Source organism: Phaeobacter sp. B1627 (genome assembly GCF_006265095.1).
In the GTDB taxonomy this organism is placed as follows: domain Bacteria; phylum Pseudomonadota; class Alphaproteobacteria; order Rhodobacterales; family Rhodobacteraceae; genus Epibacterium.
In genome coordinates this window covers 235,710-253,500 of the sequence record NZ_VCNK01000001.1, presented here as the reverse complement: position 1 = coordinate 253,500, position 17,791 = coordinate 235,710, and the positions used below count along the sequence as shown (strand labels likewise).

The 17,791-nt window shown below is 61.9% G+C and carries 15 protein-coding genes; 10 read left to right on the top strand and 5 right to left on the bottom strand.

Features of this window, described 5'->3' with window-relative positions; all coding sequences use genetic code 11:
* The first annotated feature begins 103 nt into the window (after window positions 1-103).
* The gene (locus FGE21_RS01100) at window positions 104-1,072 is read left to right on the top strand and encodes a DMT family transporter (RefSeq protein ID WP_139660928.1); all 969 of its coding nucleotides are present in this window, start codon (window positions 104-106) and stop codon (window positions 1,070-1,072) included.
* Here the strand turns inward: FGE21_RS01100 and FGE21_RS01095 are convergent.
* On the bottom strand, window positions 1,014-1,709 hold the full coding sequence (locus tag FGE21_RS01095) for a thiamine diphosphokinase (RefSeq protein WP_139660927.1): 696 nt from the start codon (window positions 1,707-1,709) through the stop codon (window positions 1,014-1,016). The two genes, FGE21_RS01100 and FGE21_RS01095, sit on opposite strands and share 59 nt — an antisense overlap.
* Before the next feature lie 222 nt (window positions 1,710-1,931).
* Here FGE21_RS01095 and FGE21_RS01090 point away from each other — a divergent pair, with 222 nt between their 5' ends.
* Window positions 1,932-4,346, top strand: a complete 2,415-nt coding sequence (locus tag FGE21_RS01090) for a chemotaxis protein CheA (protein ID WP_255731204.1) — start codon at window positions 1,932-1,934, stop codon at window positions 4,344-4,346.
* Between the two features lie 352 nt (window positions 4,347-4,698).
* On the opposite strand, the gene FGE21_RS01085 is transcribed toward FGE21_RS01090, so the two are convergent.
* A complete protein-coding gene (locus tag FGE21_RS01085; RefSeq protein WP_139660924.1) occupies window positions 4,699-4,947 on the bottom strand; it encodes a DUF2842 domain-containing protein in 249 nt (82 codons plus the stop codon).
* Window positions 4,947-6,242, bottom strand: coding sequence for an adenylosuccinate synthase (locus tag FGE21_RS01080; protein ID WP_139660922.1), 1,296 nt, complete (start codon window positions 6,240-6,242; stop codon window positions 4,947-4,949). The genes FGE21_RS01085 and FGE21_RS01080 overlap by 1 nt, the downstream gene beginning before the upstream one ends.
* A 253-nt stretch (window positions 6,243-6,495) precedes the next feature.
* Here FGE21_RS01080 and FGE21_RS01075 point away from each other — a divergent pair, with 253 nt between their 5' ends.
* The 5 genes from FGE21_RS01075 to FGE21_RS01055 all read left to right on the top strand — a co-directional run bounded on the left by FGE21_RS01075 (window position 6,496) and on the right by FGE21_RS01055 (window position 11,447).
* On the top strand, window positions 6,496-7,062 hold the full coding sequence (locus tag FGE21_RS01075; protein WP_139660921.1) for a hypothetical protein: 567 nt from the start codon (window positions 6,496-6,498) through the stop codon (window positions 7,060-7,062).
* A gap of 201 nt (window positions 7,063-7,263) precedes the next feature.
* Window positions 7,264-7,629 carry a preprotein translocase subunit SecG gene (gene secG, locus FGE21_RS01070; protein WP_139660919.1) on the top strand — a complete coding sequence of 122 codons (366 nt, stop codon included), beginning with the start codon at window positions 7,264-7,266 and terminating at the stop codon, window positions 7,627-7,629.
* Between the two features lie 198 nt (window positions 7,630-7,827).
* Window positions 7,828-9,471 (top strand): CTP synthase, encoded by a 1,644-nt coding sequence (locus FGE21_RS01065; protein WP_139660918.1) that lies wholly within the window; start codon window positions 7,828-7,830, stop codon window positions 9,469-9,471.
* A gap of 291 nt (window positions 9,472-9,762) precedes the next feature.
* Window positions 9,763-10,188 (top strand): hypothetical protein, encoded by a 426-nt coding sequence (locus FGE21_RS01060; protein ID WP_139660916.1) that lies wholly within the window; start codon window positions 9,763-9,765, stop codon window positions 10,186-10,188.
* 356 nt (window positions 10,189-10,544) lie between these two features.
* Window positions 10,545-11,447, top strand: a complete 903-nt coding sequence (locus FGE21_RS01055) for a fructose bisphosphate aldolase (RefSeq protein ID WP_139660914.1) — start codon at window positions 10,545-10,547, stop codon at window positions 11,445-11,447.
* Between the two features lie 221 nt (window positions 11,448-11,668).
* Here FGE21_RS01055 and FGE21_RS01050 read toward each other — a convergent pair whose 3' ends face one another.
* On the bottom strand, window positions 11,669-12,490 hold the full coding sequence (locus tag FGE21_RS01050) for a crotonase/enoyl-CoA hydratase family protein (protein ID WP_139660912.1): 822 nt from the start codon (window positions 12,488-12,490) through the stop codon (window positions 11,669-11,671).
* A 135-nt stretch (window positions 12,491-12,625) separates the two neighbouring features.
* Here FGE21_RS01050 and FGE21_RS01045 point away from each other — a divergent pair, with 135 nt between their 5' ends.
* Together FGE21_RS01045 and FGE21_RS01040 are read left to right on the top strand one after the other, a co-directional pair.
* The gene (locus tag FGE21_RS01045) at window positions 12,626-13,738 is read left to right on the top strand and encodes a pyridoxal phosphate-dependent aminotransferase (protein WP_139660910.1); all 1,113 of its coding nucleotides are present in this window, start codon (window positions 12,626-12,628) and stop codon (window positions 13,736-13,738) included.
* 112 nt (window positions 13,739-13,850) lie between these two features.
* Complete coding sequence (locus FGE21_RS01040; RefSeq protein WP_139660909.1) at window positions 13,851-14,063, top strand: hypothetical protein; 213 nt, start codon at window positions 13,851-13,853, stop codon at window positions 14,061-14,063.
* A 344-nt stretch (window positions 14,064-14,407) separates the two neighbouring features.
* Here FGE21_RS01040 and FGE21_RS01035 read toward each other — a convergent pair whose 3' ends face one another.
* Window positions 14,408-15,625, bottom strand: coding sequence for an alanine--glyoxylate aminotransferase family protein (locus FGE21_RS01035; protein ID WP_139660907.1), 1,218 nt, complete (start codon window positions 15,623-15,625; stop codon window positions 14,408-14,410).
* A 234-nt stretch (window positions 15,626-15,859) separates the two neighbouring features.
* Between FGE21_RS01035 and FGE21_RS01030 the strand changes: the two genes are divergently transcribed.
* Window positions 15,860-17,722, top strand: coding sequence for an ABC transporter ATP-binding protein (locus tag FGE21_RS01030; protein ID WP_139660906.1), 1,863 nt, complete (start codon window positions 15,860-15,862; stop codon window positions 17,720-17,722).
* Window positions 17,723-17,791 lie beyond the last annotated feature (69 nt).

Here is a 17,791-nt window from a genome sequence, read left to right as displayed (position 1 = left end):
AAGCGAAACACCTCCGGTATTTGCATGGTACCCGTTGAACCCGATCGATTTGTGACCCTATCGCCCACTTGCCAAGATCAAAGGTGGACCCTAGCGTCCTCTCATGAGCCAAGCCTATCGACATGATACGGACCGTCCGCTTCTTGGCATCGCTTTGATGCTGGGGTTTTGCGCGGTTATCCCTCTGGGCGATGCCGTCGCCAAAATCCTGTCGAGCCGCATTCCAGTCGGACAAATCGTCTTCGCGCGCTTTGCTGTTCAGGCTGTGATCCTGTTTCCAGTTGCCCTGATCCTACGCATCCCGCTCCGCTTGGATCCGAAGCTCCTGCCCCTGGTCATTCTGCGCACATTGCTTCAGATGGCGGGGATCACATCGATGTTCATGGCGCTCAGGTTTCTCCCCCTGGCCGACGCCGTCGCGATCGCCTTCGTAATGCCTTTTATCATGTTGCTGCTCGGGAAATATGTGCTGCAGGAAGACGTGGGACTACGCCGCCTCGGCGCCTGCGTCATTGGCTTCACGGGCACGCTTCTGGTGATCCAGCCCAGCTTTTCCCAAGTCGGCGCCAACGCCCTTTGGCCCCTTGCCGTCGCCGTTATCTTCGCGCTGTTCATGCTGGTGACACGCAAGATTGCCCGAGACATTGACCCGATTGCGCTTCAGGCCCTCTCCGGCGGATTTGCCTGTACCGGGATGATCGCGCTGTTCCTCCTGGGCGTAGGCCTTTCCCTCACCGATTTCGACAGCGCTTCTCTGCCGCCGCCAGGGGACATGGATCTGCTGATCCTCGTCGGCATTCTTGGAACGGGCGCCCATCTGATGATGACCTGGTCCCTGCGCTATGCGCCGACCAGCACATTGGCCTCCATGCAGTATCTGGAAATCCCGGTCGCGGTCCTGGTCGGCTGGCTGTTCTTTTCTGAATTCCCCAATACCACATCCGCCTGCGGCATTGCGCTGACCACGGGTGCGGGCCTCTATGCAGTCCTGCGGGAACGACAGGCCAGCCGCGTCACGGGATCTGTTGGGCCGTCTCCAACCGCGACCGGCGCGCCAGCATCGCCGCAATAACCATGCCAAGGCTGTGGCGCGGCAAAATCGCGAGCAGCCCCGGGCCGTCGGTCTCAATCCGGATGGGGCCTGTGGCCCGGTTGGAGGTTCCGATCCGCGTCATCGGCGACAAAACAAGCCCGTCTACCGGCCATTCCAACCCTTGAGAGCGGCCCGTGACCACAGACAATGGAAACAAGGACACCACCGCACCGGGCTCCAAATCCACCTCCAGCGGTTCTACGACGTGGATCACGACCTCATTGGCGCCAATCAGGATGCAAGGAGGGACATGCGGTTGCGCCAACACATGCAAAGCCGCCAATTGGTGATCAAGCCGCGCGCCAAGAAAGCCGATCGCCAGCACCAGCGGTGCCTGTATCGCTCTCAGCGCCTTGTCGAAATCCGTGGTTTCCTGCTCCGCAACCAAATGCAGCAGACTCTGCGACAGGGTTGACCGGGCCTGCTCCGATATGGAGTCGAAATCGCCGATGACCGCCCTAGGTTGAGAGCCGAGGTAAAGAGCCCTGTCAGCGCCACCGTCCGCAGCAATCAGCATCGGCGCAAGCGAGAGGGCCTCCCTCAGGTCGGACACCGCCACCTCGCCGCCCCCGATCAGCGTCACCGGGGCTGTCTCATGAACAATCACCTTTTCCATGGGGGGATATCTCGCAGAAATGGAAACAAGCCACAATCTAAACACAAAATTATACGAACAATTGCTAGAATTGGGACCGAATTTGACCTTTCCACCCTTAAGTTAAACGGTACGACTCTGGTGAGGACGAACTGACCGATGGTGCAGAATAACAAAGTTTTAACCGTTTCTTACGGAACGTTTTCATGCACGCTAGAGGGGTTCGAGGACTCGTTTGGCACAATGAAGGCGATCGCGGAGTATTTTCGGGATCTTGCGGCAGACGACCGCTACTTCGGCGCGGAACCCCCGCAGCCGGACGCGGATATGCTGGCCCGGATCGCGCAACGTGAAATTGCCCGTCAGGTCGAGGCACGCAGCAGCGACGGTGGCATTCACCTGCGGGCGGCTGCCGCCGACGCCCCTGACATGGCGTCGGCTCATGCGGCTGATGCGCCAACTTCTGCACCTGTCCTGACGGCGCCCGCGCTGGGGTCTGCAGGCTCTTCCCACCCGGAGGAAGTGTCCCCGGTTACGATTTCAAACCCTGCTGCCCCCTCCCCCGTCGAAGCGCCCCCCTCAGCGGCACCTGCAGAGCCTGAACCTGGTCCAGCGATCCCTGCAGATCAAACGGCCGAGCGGAACGCGAAAGATCAAAGGGCCGAGCGGGACCCGGCAGATGAACAGCCTAGGCCGACAAAGTCCGACAGCATTCTCTGGGGCGTGCACACGAACCTCACGCCGACCACTGCGCCCGCCACGGCCGCGCCTGCTGCGGATTTGGGCGCCCCAGATATGCAGCATGCGGACTCCGTTGCTGCTGCTGCCGAGCGACCAGCCGCCGAGAGCATCGCCGCAAAACTACAGCGCATCCGGGCGGTGGTGGCCAAGACTCCGGTCGAGGATGAGGATTTTACCGAAGACGAACATGCCGACAGCTTTTCAGGCGACGAAAAATCCACCCTGGATGAGGTTCTGGCGCTGGATAGTCCGACCGAGGGCGGCTCACCGGATCCGGAAGAGATTGCGCATGACAATGAGGATTCGATCAGCGCAATGCTCGACCGGCTGAGCCTCCAGACCGAGGCTGAACCGGTTGCCCCGAAGACGGCAGATCGAAATGACACTGCCCGGCACTCCGGTCCGGATCAAAGGGCGTCGGGCACGGCATCAGGCGCCGAAGCGGCTCAACAGGACGTCGATGGCGATGTTGAGGCCGACAGCCAGACGGACCCTGCAACAGTCGGGGCAACAGTCGGGGCAACAGTCGAGACGGAGTCAGCTCCGGATGCCGATGCCGTTCCTTCCCCCGGCAATGAGCACCGCGCGACACAGACGCGCCCTGCTGCGTTGGCCGACACCACTGACAGCGTGGAGGCTCCGGCGATCACCAAGCCGGTCACCCCGAGACGGCCCGTAAAAGGTCGCATCATCCGTGTCAAACGTGCGCCGGTCGACAGCCCGGTGATCGACTCGACGGCGAAGGACGTGTCGGATCCAACCGCCGCCGCCATGCCCGTCTCCGAGACAGGCCCCGGGACAGCCCCCGAGCCTCCCGCCGTGGCCGCGACCGACCCGCCCAGACCCAGGCGCCCCCGTCCGCGCCCCGCTCCGCCGCCAAGCAGCCTGTCCGCGGACGACGAGGCCGAATTGCTGGCTGAGTTGGCGGCCGTGGAAGCGGAGCTTGTCGCGTCATCCGCCGCGTCACAGAGCGACGATGTGGACGATGCGGACGACGATACCGCAAGTGACATGCAAAGTGACATCGACGCGGCCGAAACCGATGGCGCGTTCCAGGCCGACGACATGCCCCTGAAATCGGGGCAGATCGCATCGACTGAGGCCGTCACCAGACCGGCTGTCCCGCAGTCTGACCAAAGCGCACGCGCGCGTCTGATCTCGGCCGACAGCTCCCCGGACGGAGACCTGTCGCGCCTGATGGCCACCGCCAATGACCGGCTGAGCGACGAACAAGCCGCGACCTCGCGCGCGACATACAATCAGTTGCGAGCGGCCGTCGCGGCCGCACAAGCAGACCAGGACGGCGGTGACGATGCCCGCCGCGAGGCCCGGGCGCGGGCGTTTCGCGAAGATCTGGCCAGCGTGGTGCAGCCCCACCGATCCCCGCGCCCCGAGGCCACAACGCGCAGCTCCCCGGACGGCACCGACCAAGGATCCCGCCTCGCTCCGCTGAAATTGGTTGCAGAACAGCGCATTGATGCCGCGACCGCCGAGGAGGTCTCTGTTTCACCTCCCGCACAGACCGAGGTGGTCAACGCGCCGAGCGCCTCTCCGGTGCGCCCGCGGCGTGTCTCCAGCACGATCCTGAAAGGCGATGAAGCGGAGGTCCCGCAGCAGCGATCCCAAGATGGCGCCTTTGCCAGATACGCCTCGGAAAACGGCGCCGTGGAATTACAGGAATTACTGGAAGCTGCGGCATCCTACATGAGCTTTGTCGAAGGGCGCGAGAGCTTTTCCCGTCCGCAACTGATCAACAAGGTGAGGATGCTGGAAGGCCAGGATGACTTCAATCGTGAGGACAGCCTGCGCTCGTTCGGGCAGCTTTTGCGCGAAGGAAAACTGAAGAAAGCGTCGAACGGCCGGTTTTCCGTATCCTCGCAAATCGGCTTTCGTCCCGGCAACCGGGCCGCCGGATAGGCCTGCGCCCCGGTGCGCCGCGTCCCGATCCGCCGCCTCCCGATCCGCTATGGGTCGCGCCGCGCCCCAGAACGCAGCCCTTGCGGGGCGGCGGCGTTCTGCGTGGGCAGAGGCCCCGCCCCGCCCGTCGGCCGCCGGTCAGAGCCGTCTCCGTCCCGTCAGAGCCGTCTCGGTGCCGAGTGCAAATCCAAGCCCACCACTCCACGACATTGCTATCATTGAGGGTTTTCGCTTTGGGCAAAGCCCAAAGCGACCGGCGCGGCGCCCCTGAAAGGGGCGCCGCGCCGGGCCCAACAAAGGGGATCAGTCCCATCGGGGCTGGGAGCCTTGGCGGGAGCCCCTCCCCGCGCGCCTATTTCCGATGCTCGTCATGCAGGGCATCCGGATCTTCCTTGCCGACCCCGCGGAACACAAATTTGAAGGGCAGGACCCAGATCACCCCCAGCGCCACATAGATCAATAGCTCCAACCACAAGGGCGGGCGATCAAGAAAGCTCAGAACCGTCACCGCCGCGACAATATAGAGCGGCATCCCGACCAGCAGGATAACCAACGCCCAGATCCTGCGGGCGCGATAGCTCAGCCCCTCAGACTCGGCCATCAGTCAGCAAACGGGTCGGTCACGAGAATCGTGTCGTCCCGCTCCGGGCTGGTGGACAGCAGGGCAACGGGGCACTCGATCAGCTCCTCGACGCGCCGCACATATTTGATCGCATTGGCCGGCAGTTCCGCCCAGGATCGCGCCCCTTCCGTCGACTCGCTCCACCCGTCCATCTCTTCGTAGATCGGGGTACAGCGCGCCTGCTGGTCGGCCGCCGTCGGCAGATAGTCCAGCCGTTCGCCGTCCAGCTCATAGCCGGTGCAAATCTTCAGCGTTTCAAATCCGTCAAGAACATCAAGCTTGGTCAGCGAAATGCCGTTGATCCCGGACGTCGCGCAGGTCTGACGCACCAGGCAGGCATCGAACCAGCCACAGCGGCGCTTGCGCCCGGTTGTGGTGCCAAATTCATGACCCCGCGTCCCAAGGCGGTTGCCATCCTCATCTTCCAGCTCGGTCGGAAACGGCCCCTCCCCCACACGTGTGGTATAGGCCTTCACGATCCCAAGCACGTAGTCGATGGAATTCGGGCCGATGCCCACCCCGGTTGCGGCCTGGCCCGCGATCACATTCGATGACGTCACATAGGGATAGGTGCCAAAATCGATGTCCAGCAACGCGCCCTGCGCGCCTTCGAACAGGATGCGCTTCCCAGCCTTGCGTTTCTCGTTCATCACCTTCCAGACAGGTGCCGCGAACGGAAGAATTTCAGTGGCGATCTCTTTCAGCAGGGCAATCAGAGCGTCGCGGTCGATCGCCTCAACGCCCAACCCCTTGCGCAGCGGGTCGTGATGCTGCAGCGCACGGTCCACGCGTGCCTCCAATGTGGCGTGATCGGCCAGATCCGCGACACGGATCGCACGGCGCCCCACCTTATCTTCATAGGCCGGGCCAATACCGCGACCGGTGGTGCCGATCTTGGTGCCCTTGGACGCGGCCTCTTCACGCGCGCGGTCCAATTCGCCATGAAACGGCATGATCAGGGGCGTGTTTTCCGCAATCATCAGGGTTTCGGGCGTGATCTCCACCCCCTGCGCGCGCACCGTCGCGATCTCCTTCAGCAGATGCCACGGGTCAAGGACCACACCATTGCCGATCACCGACAGCTTTCCCCCGCGCACCACACCGGAGGGCAGCGCGTGCAGCTTGTAGACCTTGCCATCGATAACGAGCGTGTGGCCCGCATTGTGACCGCCCTGAAACCGCGCGATTACATCTGCACGTTCGCTGAGCCAGTCAACGATCTTGCCTTTTCCCTCATCGCCCCATTGGGCGCCGACAACGACAACATTGGCCATATCCGGTCCTTTGCATGCGGGTTCAAATCCAGAGCCCCGTATAACGAGGCCCTTCGTGCGATGAAACAGCAATTTAGCCTCACCGCCAGTTTGCCCGAGGCAAAGCCGGTGGTTCAGGGTCCGCGTCCCCGGCTTCCCGGGCGCGAGATTTCACGGAATTATCCCTTGCCCGGCCCTTTGGCCTCGCGCAGAGTTTTCCCCATATCAGTCCCGGACCCCAGATTACTGTCCCATTTTGACCGGAGCTTTTACGATGCCGATATCCATAGACGATTATTTTCAACGGGAAATCATCAAGAATGCCCGCGCCGCTCAGCAAGCGATCAGGGAGATCAGCGACATGCCGCGCGCCCTGGTCAAATCAGAAATGCACGCGCTGAACGACAAGCTCCACAAGATGAGCCACCCGATCACGCACCTCCATCTGAAAAAGAGCATCAACGGTGGCGGCACTTTGACCCATGCGGCGACGTCAAAGGCCGCTGCCGCCATCCTGAACGCCCGCGAGTTTCGCAGTTTCGCAGCAAAACAGGTGAATTCCTGTTTCAAATCGCGCTTGTTGTTCAAATCGAATCCCGATCTGGCCCGCGCCTTCTATGAGGCCACCCTCACCGGGGAAATCTCCCGACAGGGCAAAAAACTGATGGCCAAGGGCGAGCTCGTGGACAAATTTGACTTTCGGTTCGACTGGCTTCCGAAGGATCTGACGGTGCGTGGCGCCAAGCTGCGGCTGGCCGGCAATATCGCCTGGGTGGCGCAGGAAATGGGCCTGTTGAAACCCGTGAAGCTCAAGGTCGTGTTTGTCGGCCCGGTCAAATAGCCCCCGCTTTCGCCCATCCCCCTTTCGCCCGGTTCGCGGCGTTGGCCGACACCGCCTGTGGACATATCCTGTGACGGGTCCTGTGGCCGTTCCTGCGCCGGTCGGTGGCCGCCGCAGGCCGTGGTTGCAACTCCGCCCTTGCCCCGCCCGGCAATCTTGCCTATGAACCGCCCGATACTCAGCCAACAGCCGCAGGGTCCTATGCAAAACGTCGTTCTCATCATCCATCTTCTTCTGGCGCTCGGCATCATTGCCGTTGTTCTGCTGCAACGCTCGGAGGGCGGTGGCCTTGGCATGGGTGGTGGCGGTGGTGGCGGAGCCATGACCGGGCGCGCGGCCGCAACCGCGCTGAGCAAGATCACCTGGTTTCTGGCCATTGCCTTCATCGGCACGTCGATTACGCTGACGGTTCTTGCCGCACGCAATTCTGCCGGATCGTCGATCACCGACAGCCTGACAGTCCCGACCGCCGATGGCACACCTGCCGCGCCGACCTCGCCTTTGGGCAGCGACCTTTTGCCGCCGAGCCAGAGCGAAAACGCGCCCTTGGTGCCCAGCGCCGACTAACCCACAAAACCTAGACAAGCTTTCGGGAACCGTAACAGCATCTTGCGGTTCCCTTGCGCATGCGTTGCGAATCTGATAGCTGTGAAGCCCCGTGATGCTGCGGTTTTTTGAACCGCCGGGCAGCTCATCGATCCGGGAGTCCGGATCGTATCTGAACCGACTTGGACCTGACACGATCTCACGGGGGCAGCCGAAAACATGGCGCGTTTCATTTTTATCACTGGCGGTGTTGTTTCATCACTGGGCAAGGGGCTGGCGTCTGCCGCTCTTGGCGCGCTGCTGCAGGCCCGGGGCTACTCCGTGCGATTGCGAAAGCTGGATCCCTATCTGAACGTCGATCCCGGCACCATGAGCCCCTTTGAACACGGCGAGGTCTTTGTCACCGACGATGGTGCTGAAACCGATCTCGACCTTGGTCACTACGAGCGGTTCACCGGCGTGCCGGCGCGCAATACGGATTCCATCTCGTCGGGGCGAATCTACACCAACGTGCTGGAAAAGGAACGCCGCGGCGACTACCTCGGGAAAACCATTCAGGTGATCCCCCATGTCACCAATGAGATCAAAGACTTCATCTCCATCGGAGAGGATGAGGTCGATTTCATGCTGTGTGAGATCGGCGGCACCGTGGGCGATATCGAAGGTCTGCCCTTCTTTGAGGCCATCCGCCAGTTTTCGCAGGACAAGCCCCGTGGCCAGTGTATCTTCATGCATCTGACGCTGCTGCCCTACATCAAGGCGTCGGGCGAGCTGAAGACGAAACCGACACAGCACTCGGTGAAGGAGCTCCGCTCGATCGGCCTGGCGCCCGATATCCTCGTGTGCCGCTCCGAAGGTCCGATTCCCGTCAAGGAGCGCGAAAAGCTGGCGCTGTTCTGCAACGTACGCGCCGACAGCGTGATTGCCGCGCAGGATCTGAAATCGATCTACGAGGCACCGCTGGCCTATCACCGCGAGGGTCTTGATCAGGCGGTGCTGGACGCGTTTGGCATAGCCCCTGCCCCGCGCCCGGTTCTGGACCGCTGGGAGGATGTGGCAGACCGCATCTACAACCCCGAAGGCGAGGTCAAGATCGCCATTGTCGGCAAGTACATCCAGCTCGAGGACGCCTATAAATCCATCGCCGAGGCCTTGACCCATGGCGGCATGGCAAATCGGGTGAAGGTGCGCATCGAATGGGTCGATGCAGAGCTGTTCGACAAGGAAGACGCCACTCCGCACCTCCAAGGGTTTCATGCGATCCTGGTGCCCGGCGGCTTTGGCGAACGCGGCACCGAGGGCAAGATCAAGGCGGCGCAATACGCCCGCGAGCACAAGGTGCCCTATCTGGGTATTTGCCTCGGCATGCAGATGGCGGTCATCGAAGCCGCGCGCAATGTTGCAGGAATCGCCGAGGCCGGTTCGGAGGAATTCGACCACGAGGCCGGCAAGAAGCGGTTCGAACCGGTGGTCTATCACCTCAAGGAATGGGTGCAGGGCAACCACAAGGTCAACCGCAGCGCCGAGGACGACAAGGGCGGCACCATGCGCCTTGGTGCGTATGATGCGACCCTGACCGAAGGCTCGAAGGTGGCAGAGGTCTATGGCACCACCGCGATCGAGGAGCGTCACCGTCATCGCTATGAAGTGGACATCGCCTACCGCGAAAAGCTTGAGGCCTGCGGTCTCAAGTTCACCGGAATGAGCCCCGATGGCAGCCTGCCGGAAATCGTCGAATGGACAGATCATCCTTGGTTCATTGGTGTTCAGTTCCACCCGGAGCTGAAATCCAAACCGCTGGACCCGCATCCCTTGTTCAAGGATTTTGTCCGCGCGGCCAAGGAAACATCCCGTCTGGTCTGACCCGCGCAGGCCATGGCCCGTGACACACAGCATCCGCCGACCGAGATCGGCTGCAATCTCGCTGCAATACAGCTGGGCGCCCCATCGAGGGCGCCCTTTTCTGTTCACGAGAGACGGCCTGATCATCCCTCCGTCCTGCGGCTTTCGCCGAGGTCCCCCTGGGATCTCGGCAATTGCGTGGCATTTTGCGTTGTTCTTGTTCCCGTTAGCAATTTGGCAGTTCATTTTCTCTAGGGTCCGATTCAAGACGACCACCGAAGCCAGGCCAGGACGGCCAGTGGAGACGACGATATGCCAGAAACCGGCAAGGAGCCTCGGGAGGAATTCCCGGTCATCGGAACAGAAGAAGTTCCGGCAGTGTTCTTTGACGGAGACACGCTCTTGCTGTGTTACGAAATCGCCCCGATTTCCGGCGGCGGGCTGGCCATTCTCGAATTTTCCGAAGTGTTGGAGTTCAGGGTCGATCCAATGAATGTGGACGAACTCTCCGACTCTCCCTATCCGGTGTCCGCCTGGAACGTGACCGAGATCTGCGGCAGCGAAAAAGCCGCGCGATGGGCCGCCATGGATGCGCGATACTGGAGCCTGTCGTTCACGGATATGACCATCACGGTGTTGTTCGACACTGTCCGCCTCGCAGGGCGCACCCGTGAAACGCGATCCCCTCACTCGGCCCTGCGGCACTTTATCGGCTCGGCGGCATGCGCGGCTGCCTGACGGCAATCTGCGCCCGATTGTCCAGCCCCCCTCTGGCACCCCGATCTTTGTGACACGGCGATCTCTGTGACACGGCGGGAGGGCCAGCCCTGCATGCGGTCTCCCACCGCCCGGCAAAGCCTCTGTTGTCGCCCAATCGCCTGGCCCGTGGATGCCATTGCCAGCCCCTCCGGAGATCGCCTGCGGCTTTACTGGTGTCACCGAAACCAGCAGGCAGTGACGCCAAATCCCTCTTTCCGCACCATACCCCCTCACGTTAGCGCAACCATCTGAATACATTTGTTGTTTCTGTCACAAGCGCCGGTATAGAAGAGGCGACAATACTACTTTTTTATTTCCGAAGGAGGCCGCGCGTCATGGTCAAAGACACCGCAACCCATGAGCAACAGTTCGACCGGATCGCAAACGGAAAGGGGTTCATTGCCGCGCTGGATCAATCCGGCGGCTCCACCCCCAAAGCCCTGCGTCTTTATGGCGTGCCGGAGGATGCCTATTCCGGCGATGAGGAAATGTTCGCCGAGATCCAGAAGATGCGGACCCGGATCATCACCTCTCCGGATTTCAACGGCGACAAGATCCTTGGCGCGATTCTATTCGAGAAAACAATGGACGCCGCCATCGATGGCACCCCGGTTCCCCAGTTTCTGTGGGACAATTGTGGCGTCGTGCCCTTTCTGAAGGTCGACAAGGGCCTGGAGGATGAGGCCGACGGTGTCCAACTGATGAAGCCGATTGCCGGTCTTGACACGCTCCTTGATCGCGCGATCGCGGCCGGGGTCTTCGGGACCAAGATGCGCTCTGTGATCAAGGAGGCCAACGCGGTCGGCATCAAACGCATCGTCGCTCAACAATTCGAGATCGGACTGCAGATTGCTCAGGCAGGTCTGGTGCCGATCATCGAACCCGAAGTCGACATTCACTCCGCCACCAAGGCGGATTGCGAGACCATCCTGAAGGCCGAAATCGAAGCTCAGCTGGATGCTTTGCCCGCAGGCACCAAAGTGGCGCTGAAGCTGACCATCCCCACCGTTCCCGAACTCTATGACAGCCTTGCCGAGCACGATGCGGTCGTGCGCGTGGTTGCGCTCTCGGGCGGATATTCGACGGATGAGGCCTGCGCGCTCCTGTCCAAGAACAAAGCGATGATCGCGTCCTTCAGCCGCGCCCTGACCGAAGGGCTCAACGCCGCGATGTCCGATGCACAATACCACGCGGCCCTTGGCTCAAACATCGACAAGATCTATCGCGCCTCGCTGTGAGCGCGACAATCGGGCGGTGACCCGGTGTGAGAAGGGGCCGCCCCGCCAGGCTTGGCCCCTCTTTCCGTCCCCCGCCGCTGCCGTTCTTGGGTTCGCGCGCGCCCGTGTTCAGCTCCCCGTGATCAACTCCCCTGTAATCAGCGCCCCGTGATCAGCGCCCGTTGACTGTCGTCGCCACAGGTCGGCGCGCCCCGGTGGCGCCGACCTGAACCGAATGCCCCCTACTCAAAGACGGGCCGCCGGTTCTGCATATTGGCCATGACAACTTCGGTCTGCTCCGGCTTTCCGATCAGCTCCGCCTGTTCCGCACTCTCCCGCAACAGCACCTCGGCCTCCGATGCGCCGCTTTCTGCATAGCTGATCAATCTCTTGGCGGCGCGGATCGCCCTTGGCCCTTTGGATGCGATCTCCAGCGCGAGCGCCTCAGCCCGCGCGAGGGGAGCGTCGTGGATCTCCGTCACCAGCCCCCAGAGGGCAGCCTGCTCCGCCGCGACGGGCGTGGCGGTATATGTCAGCTGGCGCAGCACATCAGAGCGCAGCAATCGTGGCAGCAGCGCCATGCCGCCCATATCGGGAACCAGCCCCCATTTCATCTCCATGATGGCCAGTCGCGCATCCGGCGCTGCGATGCGGATATCCGCCCCCAGCGCGATCTGCAGACCGGCGCCATAGACCGCCCCCTGCAAGGCCGCGATCACCGGGATTTCCAGATTGCGCCAGATCATCGCAACGGCCTGAAAATCATTGGAGTCGCCTTCGGTACGTTGAAGGATCCAGTCGTTGTCCCGCATCTGCCCCATAGCCGCAAAGCTCATGACATCAAGGCCCGCGCAAAAGCTCTTGCCCGCTCCGGACAGCACCACCGCACGGGCATCGGAGGCCGCAACCGACTTGCCCGCGGCAATGATCGCCTTCAGCATTTCACCGTCGACCGCATTCATTTTATCGGCGCGGGTCAGCATGACATGCGCCACGTGATCGCGAAATTCGACAGAAACGCGGCCCTCGCCCTGCGTGTCGTCGGGATTTGAGTTCTCTGCCATGGGTGCGTCTCCTCCGAAATCGCATGGGTCCGGGCAGCTTGCCGCGCTTCGCGATGCCTTTCCAGCCTGACGCGAGGGCATGACGATGATTGTGGCCCCTTGCCCGCCGCTGCGCCGCCGGATAGGTCTTGGCGCATGACTGATATGCGCCAAACCCCGCTCGCCCAATCCCTGCCCGCATCGGTTCCATTCGTGGGACCCGAAACCCATGAGAGGGAACGTGGAAAGCCGTTTGATGCACGTCTCGGTGCCAACGAGAACCTCTTTGGTCCCTCGCCCAAGGCGATAGCCGCAATGGCGGCCTCTGCAGGCGAGATCTGGAAATATGGCGATGCGGAAAGCCACGATCTGCGACAGGCGCTCTCCGCACTGCATGACGTAGCGCCCGCTCATATCATGGTTGGCGAGGGGATTGATGGGCTCCTCGGCTATCTGGTCCGGCTCTATGTCAGTGCGGGCGACGCGGTCGTGACCTCGCTCGGCGCCTACCCGACCTTCAACTACCACGTGGCCGGTTTTGGCGGGGTGCTGCACACAGTGCCCTACCGCGAGGATCACGAAGATATTGCGGCACTGATGACCCGTGCGCAGGAGGTCGGCGCGAAATTGGTATATCTCGCCAATCCCGACAACCCTATGGGAAGCTGGCATCGCGGTGCCGATATCGTGGCCGCACTGGACGATTTGCCCGAGGGCAGCCTGCTGGTACTGGATGAGGCCTATGTGGAATGCGCCCCCGAGGGCACTGCAGCGCCAGTCGCGATCACCGACCCACGCGTGATCCGCATGCGCACCCTGTCAAAGGCCTACGGCATGGCTGGCGCGCGCGTCGGATACGCCCTTGGCGCGCAAGAGGTCATCGAAGGCTTCCACAAGGTGCGCAATCATTTCGGAATGAACCGTACGGCGCAGATTGGCGCGACCGAAGCGATCAAGGACCAGAGCTGGCTCGCCCATATCCAGGCAGAGATCTCAACGGCCCGCGATGAAATTGCACGGATCGCGCGGGAGAACGGCCTGCGGCCTCTGCCTTCCGCGACAAACTTTATCGCCATCGATTGTGGCAGTGACGGCGCCTTTGCCAAGGCGGTACTGGATCAGCTGGTCACCCGTGGCGTCTTTGTCCGGATGCCATTTGCCGCGCCGCAGAATCGCTGCATTCGCGTCAGCTGCGGCCCGAAGGCCGCACGGGAGAAGTTCGAAGCCGTGCTCCCGGTCGCACTTGCAGCGGCCAGATCGCAAAGGTGACGGAAAATATCTGGTTTCCGGGGGAAAAATTCTCCGGAGATTGGACGGGATTTACCGGTGCTTTACCTCTCCGCATATAGCGTGGCGCCAACTGCCTGGCTGGAGGGGAGATATGAAGAACATCAATGGACAACGGGATTATACTGAAGCCCTCAGTGCCACGCTCAGCTTTCTCGCCGTGAACCTGCTTTGGATCTTCTTTGCGGTTTGGCTGCTCTACGGAATCGTACCCGTCCTGCTGTTCGCGATTGTGATGAACCACATGATAAACCGGCTTGAGGCGCGCCTGCTGGTTGCAGAGCGCCGGGTCGACCGAAAAATCTAGACAGAAGCGGCCAGACGGCGAGTCCAGGACACAGGCCTGTCACAATCGGGCATGAGATCCGGCGGTCTCAGATGCTCGCGGGGTGATCACTGCTTCCGCTTTGGGATCGCTCGTCCTTGTTGACCGCCCATCCTTGTTGACCGCGCCTGCTTGACCGCTCGCCTACTTGATCGTGCACCTTCTTGATCGTGCACCTTCTTGACCACGCTCAACGGACAAACGACAGGCGGCAACACAGGGGAAAACACAGGGGAAAACACAGCGGGAAACCTGGACGAACCGACCACTCCACACGCACGAGATGGCCAAAGCTTCGGAGCATGGCCACCTCGATCTGTCAGCCCCTAGCGCGCATGGACGCCCGACAACACATTGGACGCCGCATCCAGCGCCCCCCGGCCATGTGGCAGGTTCAGCGCCTTCAATCCGGTATCGATCCCGCCCAAAAGGCCCATGATCATGTGGCCATTGACATGCCCCATGTGGCCAAGGCGGAAAAACCCGTGCCATTCCGGCGTGTTCGGGTCTGCCATGCCGAGACCTATTCCCAATGTCAGACCAAGGTTGTCTTCGAGCCAGCTGCGCAGGTCGGTCGCGCCGGGGGACGGCAGCCTGAGGGCCGTTACCGCATGCGAGCGCAAGCCGGGATCCGCGACATTCATGGCCAGCGCCCCGCCGTCCGCCCAGACATCACAGGCGGCCCAGATCGCGCGCGCCAGAATTTCATGACGGGCCCAGACCTGCTCTATTCCCTCGGCATGGATCAGATCGAGCGCCGCGCGCAGCCCGTATAGATGGTGCGTCGGTGCCGTGCCGCCAAAAAACTGATAGAACCATTCCGGATGCGCCCGCGGGACCCAATCCCAATACCGGCTGACGCGGGACAGACCGGATCGCGCCTCTGCCGCCTTGTCATTGAAGAACACAAACGAGATCCCCGCAGGCACCATCAGCCCCTTCTGACAACCGGTCACCATCACATCCACGCCCCAGGCGTCCATTTCGAACCGGTCACAGCCCAGCGAGGCGATACAATCCGCCATCAACAATGCAGGGTGTCCCGCCGCATCCATAGCGTCGCGCAATGCACTGATATCGTTACGGATAGAGGTCGATGTATCCACATGAACGCCCAGAACGGCCTTGATCTGATGGCCGGTATCCGCGCGCAGCCGGTCTGACACGCGGGCCATATCGAAGGGCGCCTGCATGCCAAAATCGAGCACTTCGATTTCGACCCCCAAGGCCTGGGCCATCTCGCTCCAGCCAAAGGCAAACCGCCCCGATGCCGGAACCAGGACCTTGTCACCTTCCTGCAGCGTGTTCGACAGCGCCGCCTCCCAGGCGCCGTGCCCATTGGCGATATAGATCGCCACGTGATGCTCCGTGCGCGCCACCCTGCGCAAATCACCCGGCAGGGTGTTGGTCATGTCGACCAGTTCACCTGCGTAAATATTGGGCGACGCACGGTGCATGGCCTGCAGAACCTGATCGGGCATCACCGAAGGCCCCGGAATCGCCAGATATGACCGCCCAGACGAGAGTTTCACAGAATCGCGCATATTCGAATGTCCTGACAAGACCCCATACAGGCAAGCCACGGGCAGGTGCGCCCGGCCTTTCCCCGCATGGGATAAGTTCAAAGTCCGCGCAGACTACCGAAGCGCGGGCCAAGGTCAATCACCCCGCAGGCCTCCAACCCGTTGCTTGCACCCGGCGAAGGAGCTGCTTAAATGTCGGAACTTGTCGCATAAATTACGATCACACAGCACCAGACGGCACCGGGGACACCAGCAATGAGCACTGAATACACCTCCTCCCGCGTGTTGATGCGTTGGCTCTGGCGCGGATATCTGCGCCACCACATCGGGCTTTTGTCGATCGCCCTTGTCTTCATGCTGATGGAAGGTGCCTCCGTTGGTGCGCTCAGCTACATGATGCAGCCGATGTTCGATTTGGTGTTCGTCGATGGCAGCAGTACCGCGCTGGTCTGGGTCAGCCTGGCGTTTTTCGGCATTTTTCTGCTCCGCGGGATCAGCTCCGTCACCCAGAAAGTGATCCTTGCAACCATCAACCAGCGCTCCGAGGCCCATATGCGGACCGATATGCTGGACCGGCTGATCCATCAGGACGCGAGCTTTCACCAAAACCATCCGCCCGGATTTCTGATCCAACGGGTTCAGACCGATGTGGCGGCCATCAATCAGGTCTGGCAGGCGCTGATCACCGGCTCTGGCCGCGACGTGGCACAGTTGGTGGCGGTTCTCGGGGTCGCGATCAGCGTGGACTGGCGCTGGACCGCGATCATGCTGGTTGGGGTCCCGGCACTGGTGCTGCCGCTGTCCATCGTACAGCGCTACGTGCGCAAAAAAGCCAGCCAGGCCCGCGACCTCGGAGCGGTGCAGGCCACGCGGCTGGACGAGGTGTTCCATGGCATCGTCCCGATCAAGCTGAACCGCCTCGAAACCTATCAGACCGGCCGCTACCGGGCCGCCACATCGGCCTTTGTGCGCGCGCAGATCCGGGCGGCCTTCGGGGCCTCCTCGACCTCGGGCCTGGTGGACCTGATGGCGGGGGTCGGGGTCATGTGTGTGATCCTGTTCGGGGGCCGTGAAATCATCGAAGGGGAAAAGACCGTCGGCGAATTCATGAGCTTTTTCACGGCCATCGGTCTCGCCTTTGACCCGATGCGCCGCCTGGCCTCCATCATGGGGATCTGGCAGGCCGCCGCCGCCGCCATGGAACGGATCAAGGAGCTGATGGAAGCGCCAATCACTCTGCTGTCCCCGCCTGATCCGAAACCGACGCCACAGGGCCTGCCGGACATCCGCCTGTCCGGGGTGAACCTGTCCTATGGGGAAGCGCAGATCCTGCAGGATCTGTCCCTGCACGCCGAAGCGGGCCAGACAACCGCGCTGGTCGGCGCATCGGGGGCCGGGAAATCCACGATTTTCAACTTGTTGACCCGGCTTGTCGACCCTCAGGAGGGGTCGATCACCCTGAACGGCGTCGAAGTGCGCGACATCGATCTCGGCGAGCTGCGGGATCTGTTTTCCGTCGTCACCCAAGATGCGCTGCTGTTTGACGAAACGCTGAAGGAAAACATCCTTCTGGGCCGAACGGATGTCACCGAGGACCGGCTGCGCGAGGTGCTGGATGCGGCTCATGTCTCCGATTTCCTGCACAAGATGCCAGAGGGGTTGGAAACCCGGGTCGGCCCACGTGGCTCTGCTCTGTCCGGCGGCCAGAGGCAACGGGTGGTGATCGCGCGGGCAATCCTGCGCGACACGCCGATCCTGCTGCTGGATGAAGCGACCTCGGCCCTCGATGCCCAATCAGAAACGGTGGTGCAGAAGGCGCTGGAAAAATTGTCGGGCGGCCGCACTACGCTGGTGATCGCGCACCGCCTGTCCACAATCCGCTCCGCCGACAAGATCATTGTCATGGAACGTGGCAGGGTGATGGACGAGGGCCGCCACGAGGAGCTTCTGTCCCGGGGCGGCATATACGCCGATCTCTACCGGTTGCAGTTTCAGGACGGCAAGACCCTGGTCGATACCGACGGCGTTCAGGCGCAGGTCGCACGCGGGAGAGGGTCACAGCCGGACGGGGAACAGCCGGGCCTGCTGCGCCGCTTTGCCCGTCGCATGTTTGGCTGACCGTCTCGCTCACACCTGGCTTGCAGTTTGGGGGACTGCTTGCTCAGATGAGCGCTTGAACTTTGCCGG

Bases quoted from the DNA above. Each gene is read 5' to 3' on its own strand.
- FGE21_RS01100 (WP_139660928.1), top strand. From the start codon at position 104: ATGAGCCAAGCCTATCGACATGATACGGACCGTCCGCTTCTTGGCATC.
- FGE21_RS01095 (WP_139660927.1), bottom strand. From the start codon at position 1,709: ATGGAAAAGGTGATTGTTCATGAGACAGCCCCGGTGACGCTGATCGGG.
- FGE21_RS01090 (WP_255731204.1), top strand. From the start codon at position 1,932: ATGAAGGCGATCGCGGAGTATTTTCGGGATCTTGCGGCAGACGACCGC.
- FGE21_RS01085 (WP_139660924.1), bottom strand. From the start codon at position 4,947: ATGGCCGAGTCTGAGGGGCTGAGCTATCGCGCCCGCAGGATCTGGGCG.
- FGE21_RS01080 (WP_139660922.1), bottom strand. From the start codon at position 6,242: ATGGCCAATGTTGTCGTTGTCGGCGCCCAATGGGGCGATGAGGGAAAA.
- FGE21_RS01075 (WP_139660921.1), top strand. From the start codon at position 6,496: ATGCCGATATCCATAGACGATTATTTTCAACGGGAAATCATCAAGAAT.
- secG (WP_139660919.1), top strand. From the start codon at position 7,264: ATGCAAAACGTCGTTCTCATCATCCATCTTCTTCTGGCGCTCGGCATC.
- FGE21_RS01065 (WP_139660918.1), top strand. From the start codon at position 7,828: ATGGCGCGTTTCATTTTTATCACTGGCGGTGTTGTTTCATCACTGGGC.
- FGE21_RS01060 (WP_139660916.1), top strand. From the start codon at position 9,763: ATGCCAGAAACCGGCAAGGAGCCTCGGGAGGAATTCCCGGTCATCGGA.
- FGE21_RS01055 (WP_139660914.1), top strand. From the start codon at position 10,545: ATGGTCAAAGACACCGCAACCCATGAGCAACAGTTCGACCGGATCGCA.
- FGE21_RS01050 (WP_139660912.1), bottom strand. From the start codon at position 12,490: ATGGCAGAGAACTCAAATCCCGACGACACGCAGGGCGAGGGCCGCGTT.
- FGE21_RS01045 (WP_139660910.1), top strand. From the start codon at position 12,626: ATGACTGATATGCGCCAAACCCCGCTCGCCCAATCCCTGCCCGCATCG.
- FGE21_RS01040 (WP_139660909.1), top strand. From the start codon at position 13,851: ATGAAGAACATCAATGGACAACGGGATTATACTGAAGCCCTCAGTGCC.
- FGE21_RS01035 (WP_139660907.1), bottom strand. From the start codon at position 15,625: ATGCGCGATTCTGTGAAACTCTCGTCTGGGCGGTCATATCTGGCGATT.
- FGE21_RS01030 (WP_139660906.1), top strand. From the start codon at position 15,860: ATGAGCACTGAATACACCTCCTCCCGCGTGTTGATGCGTTGGCTCTGG.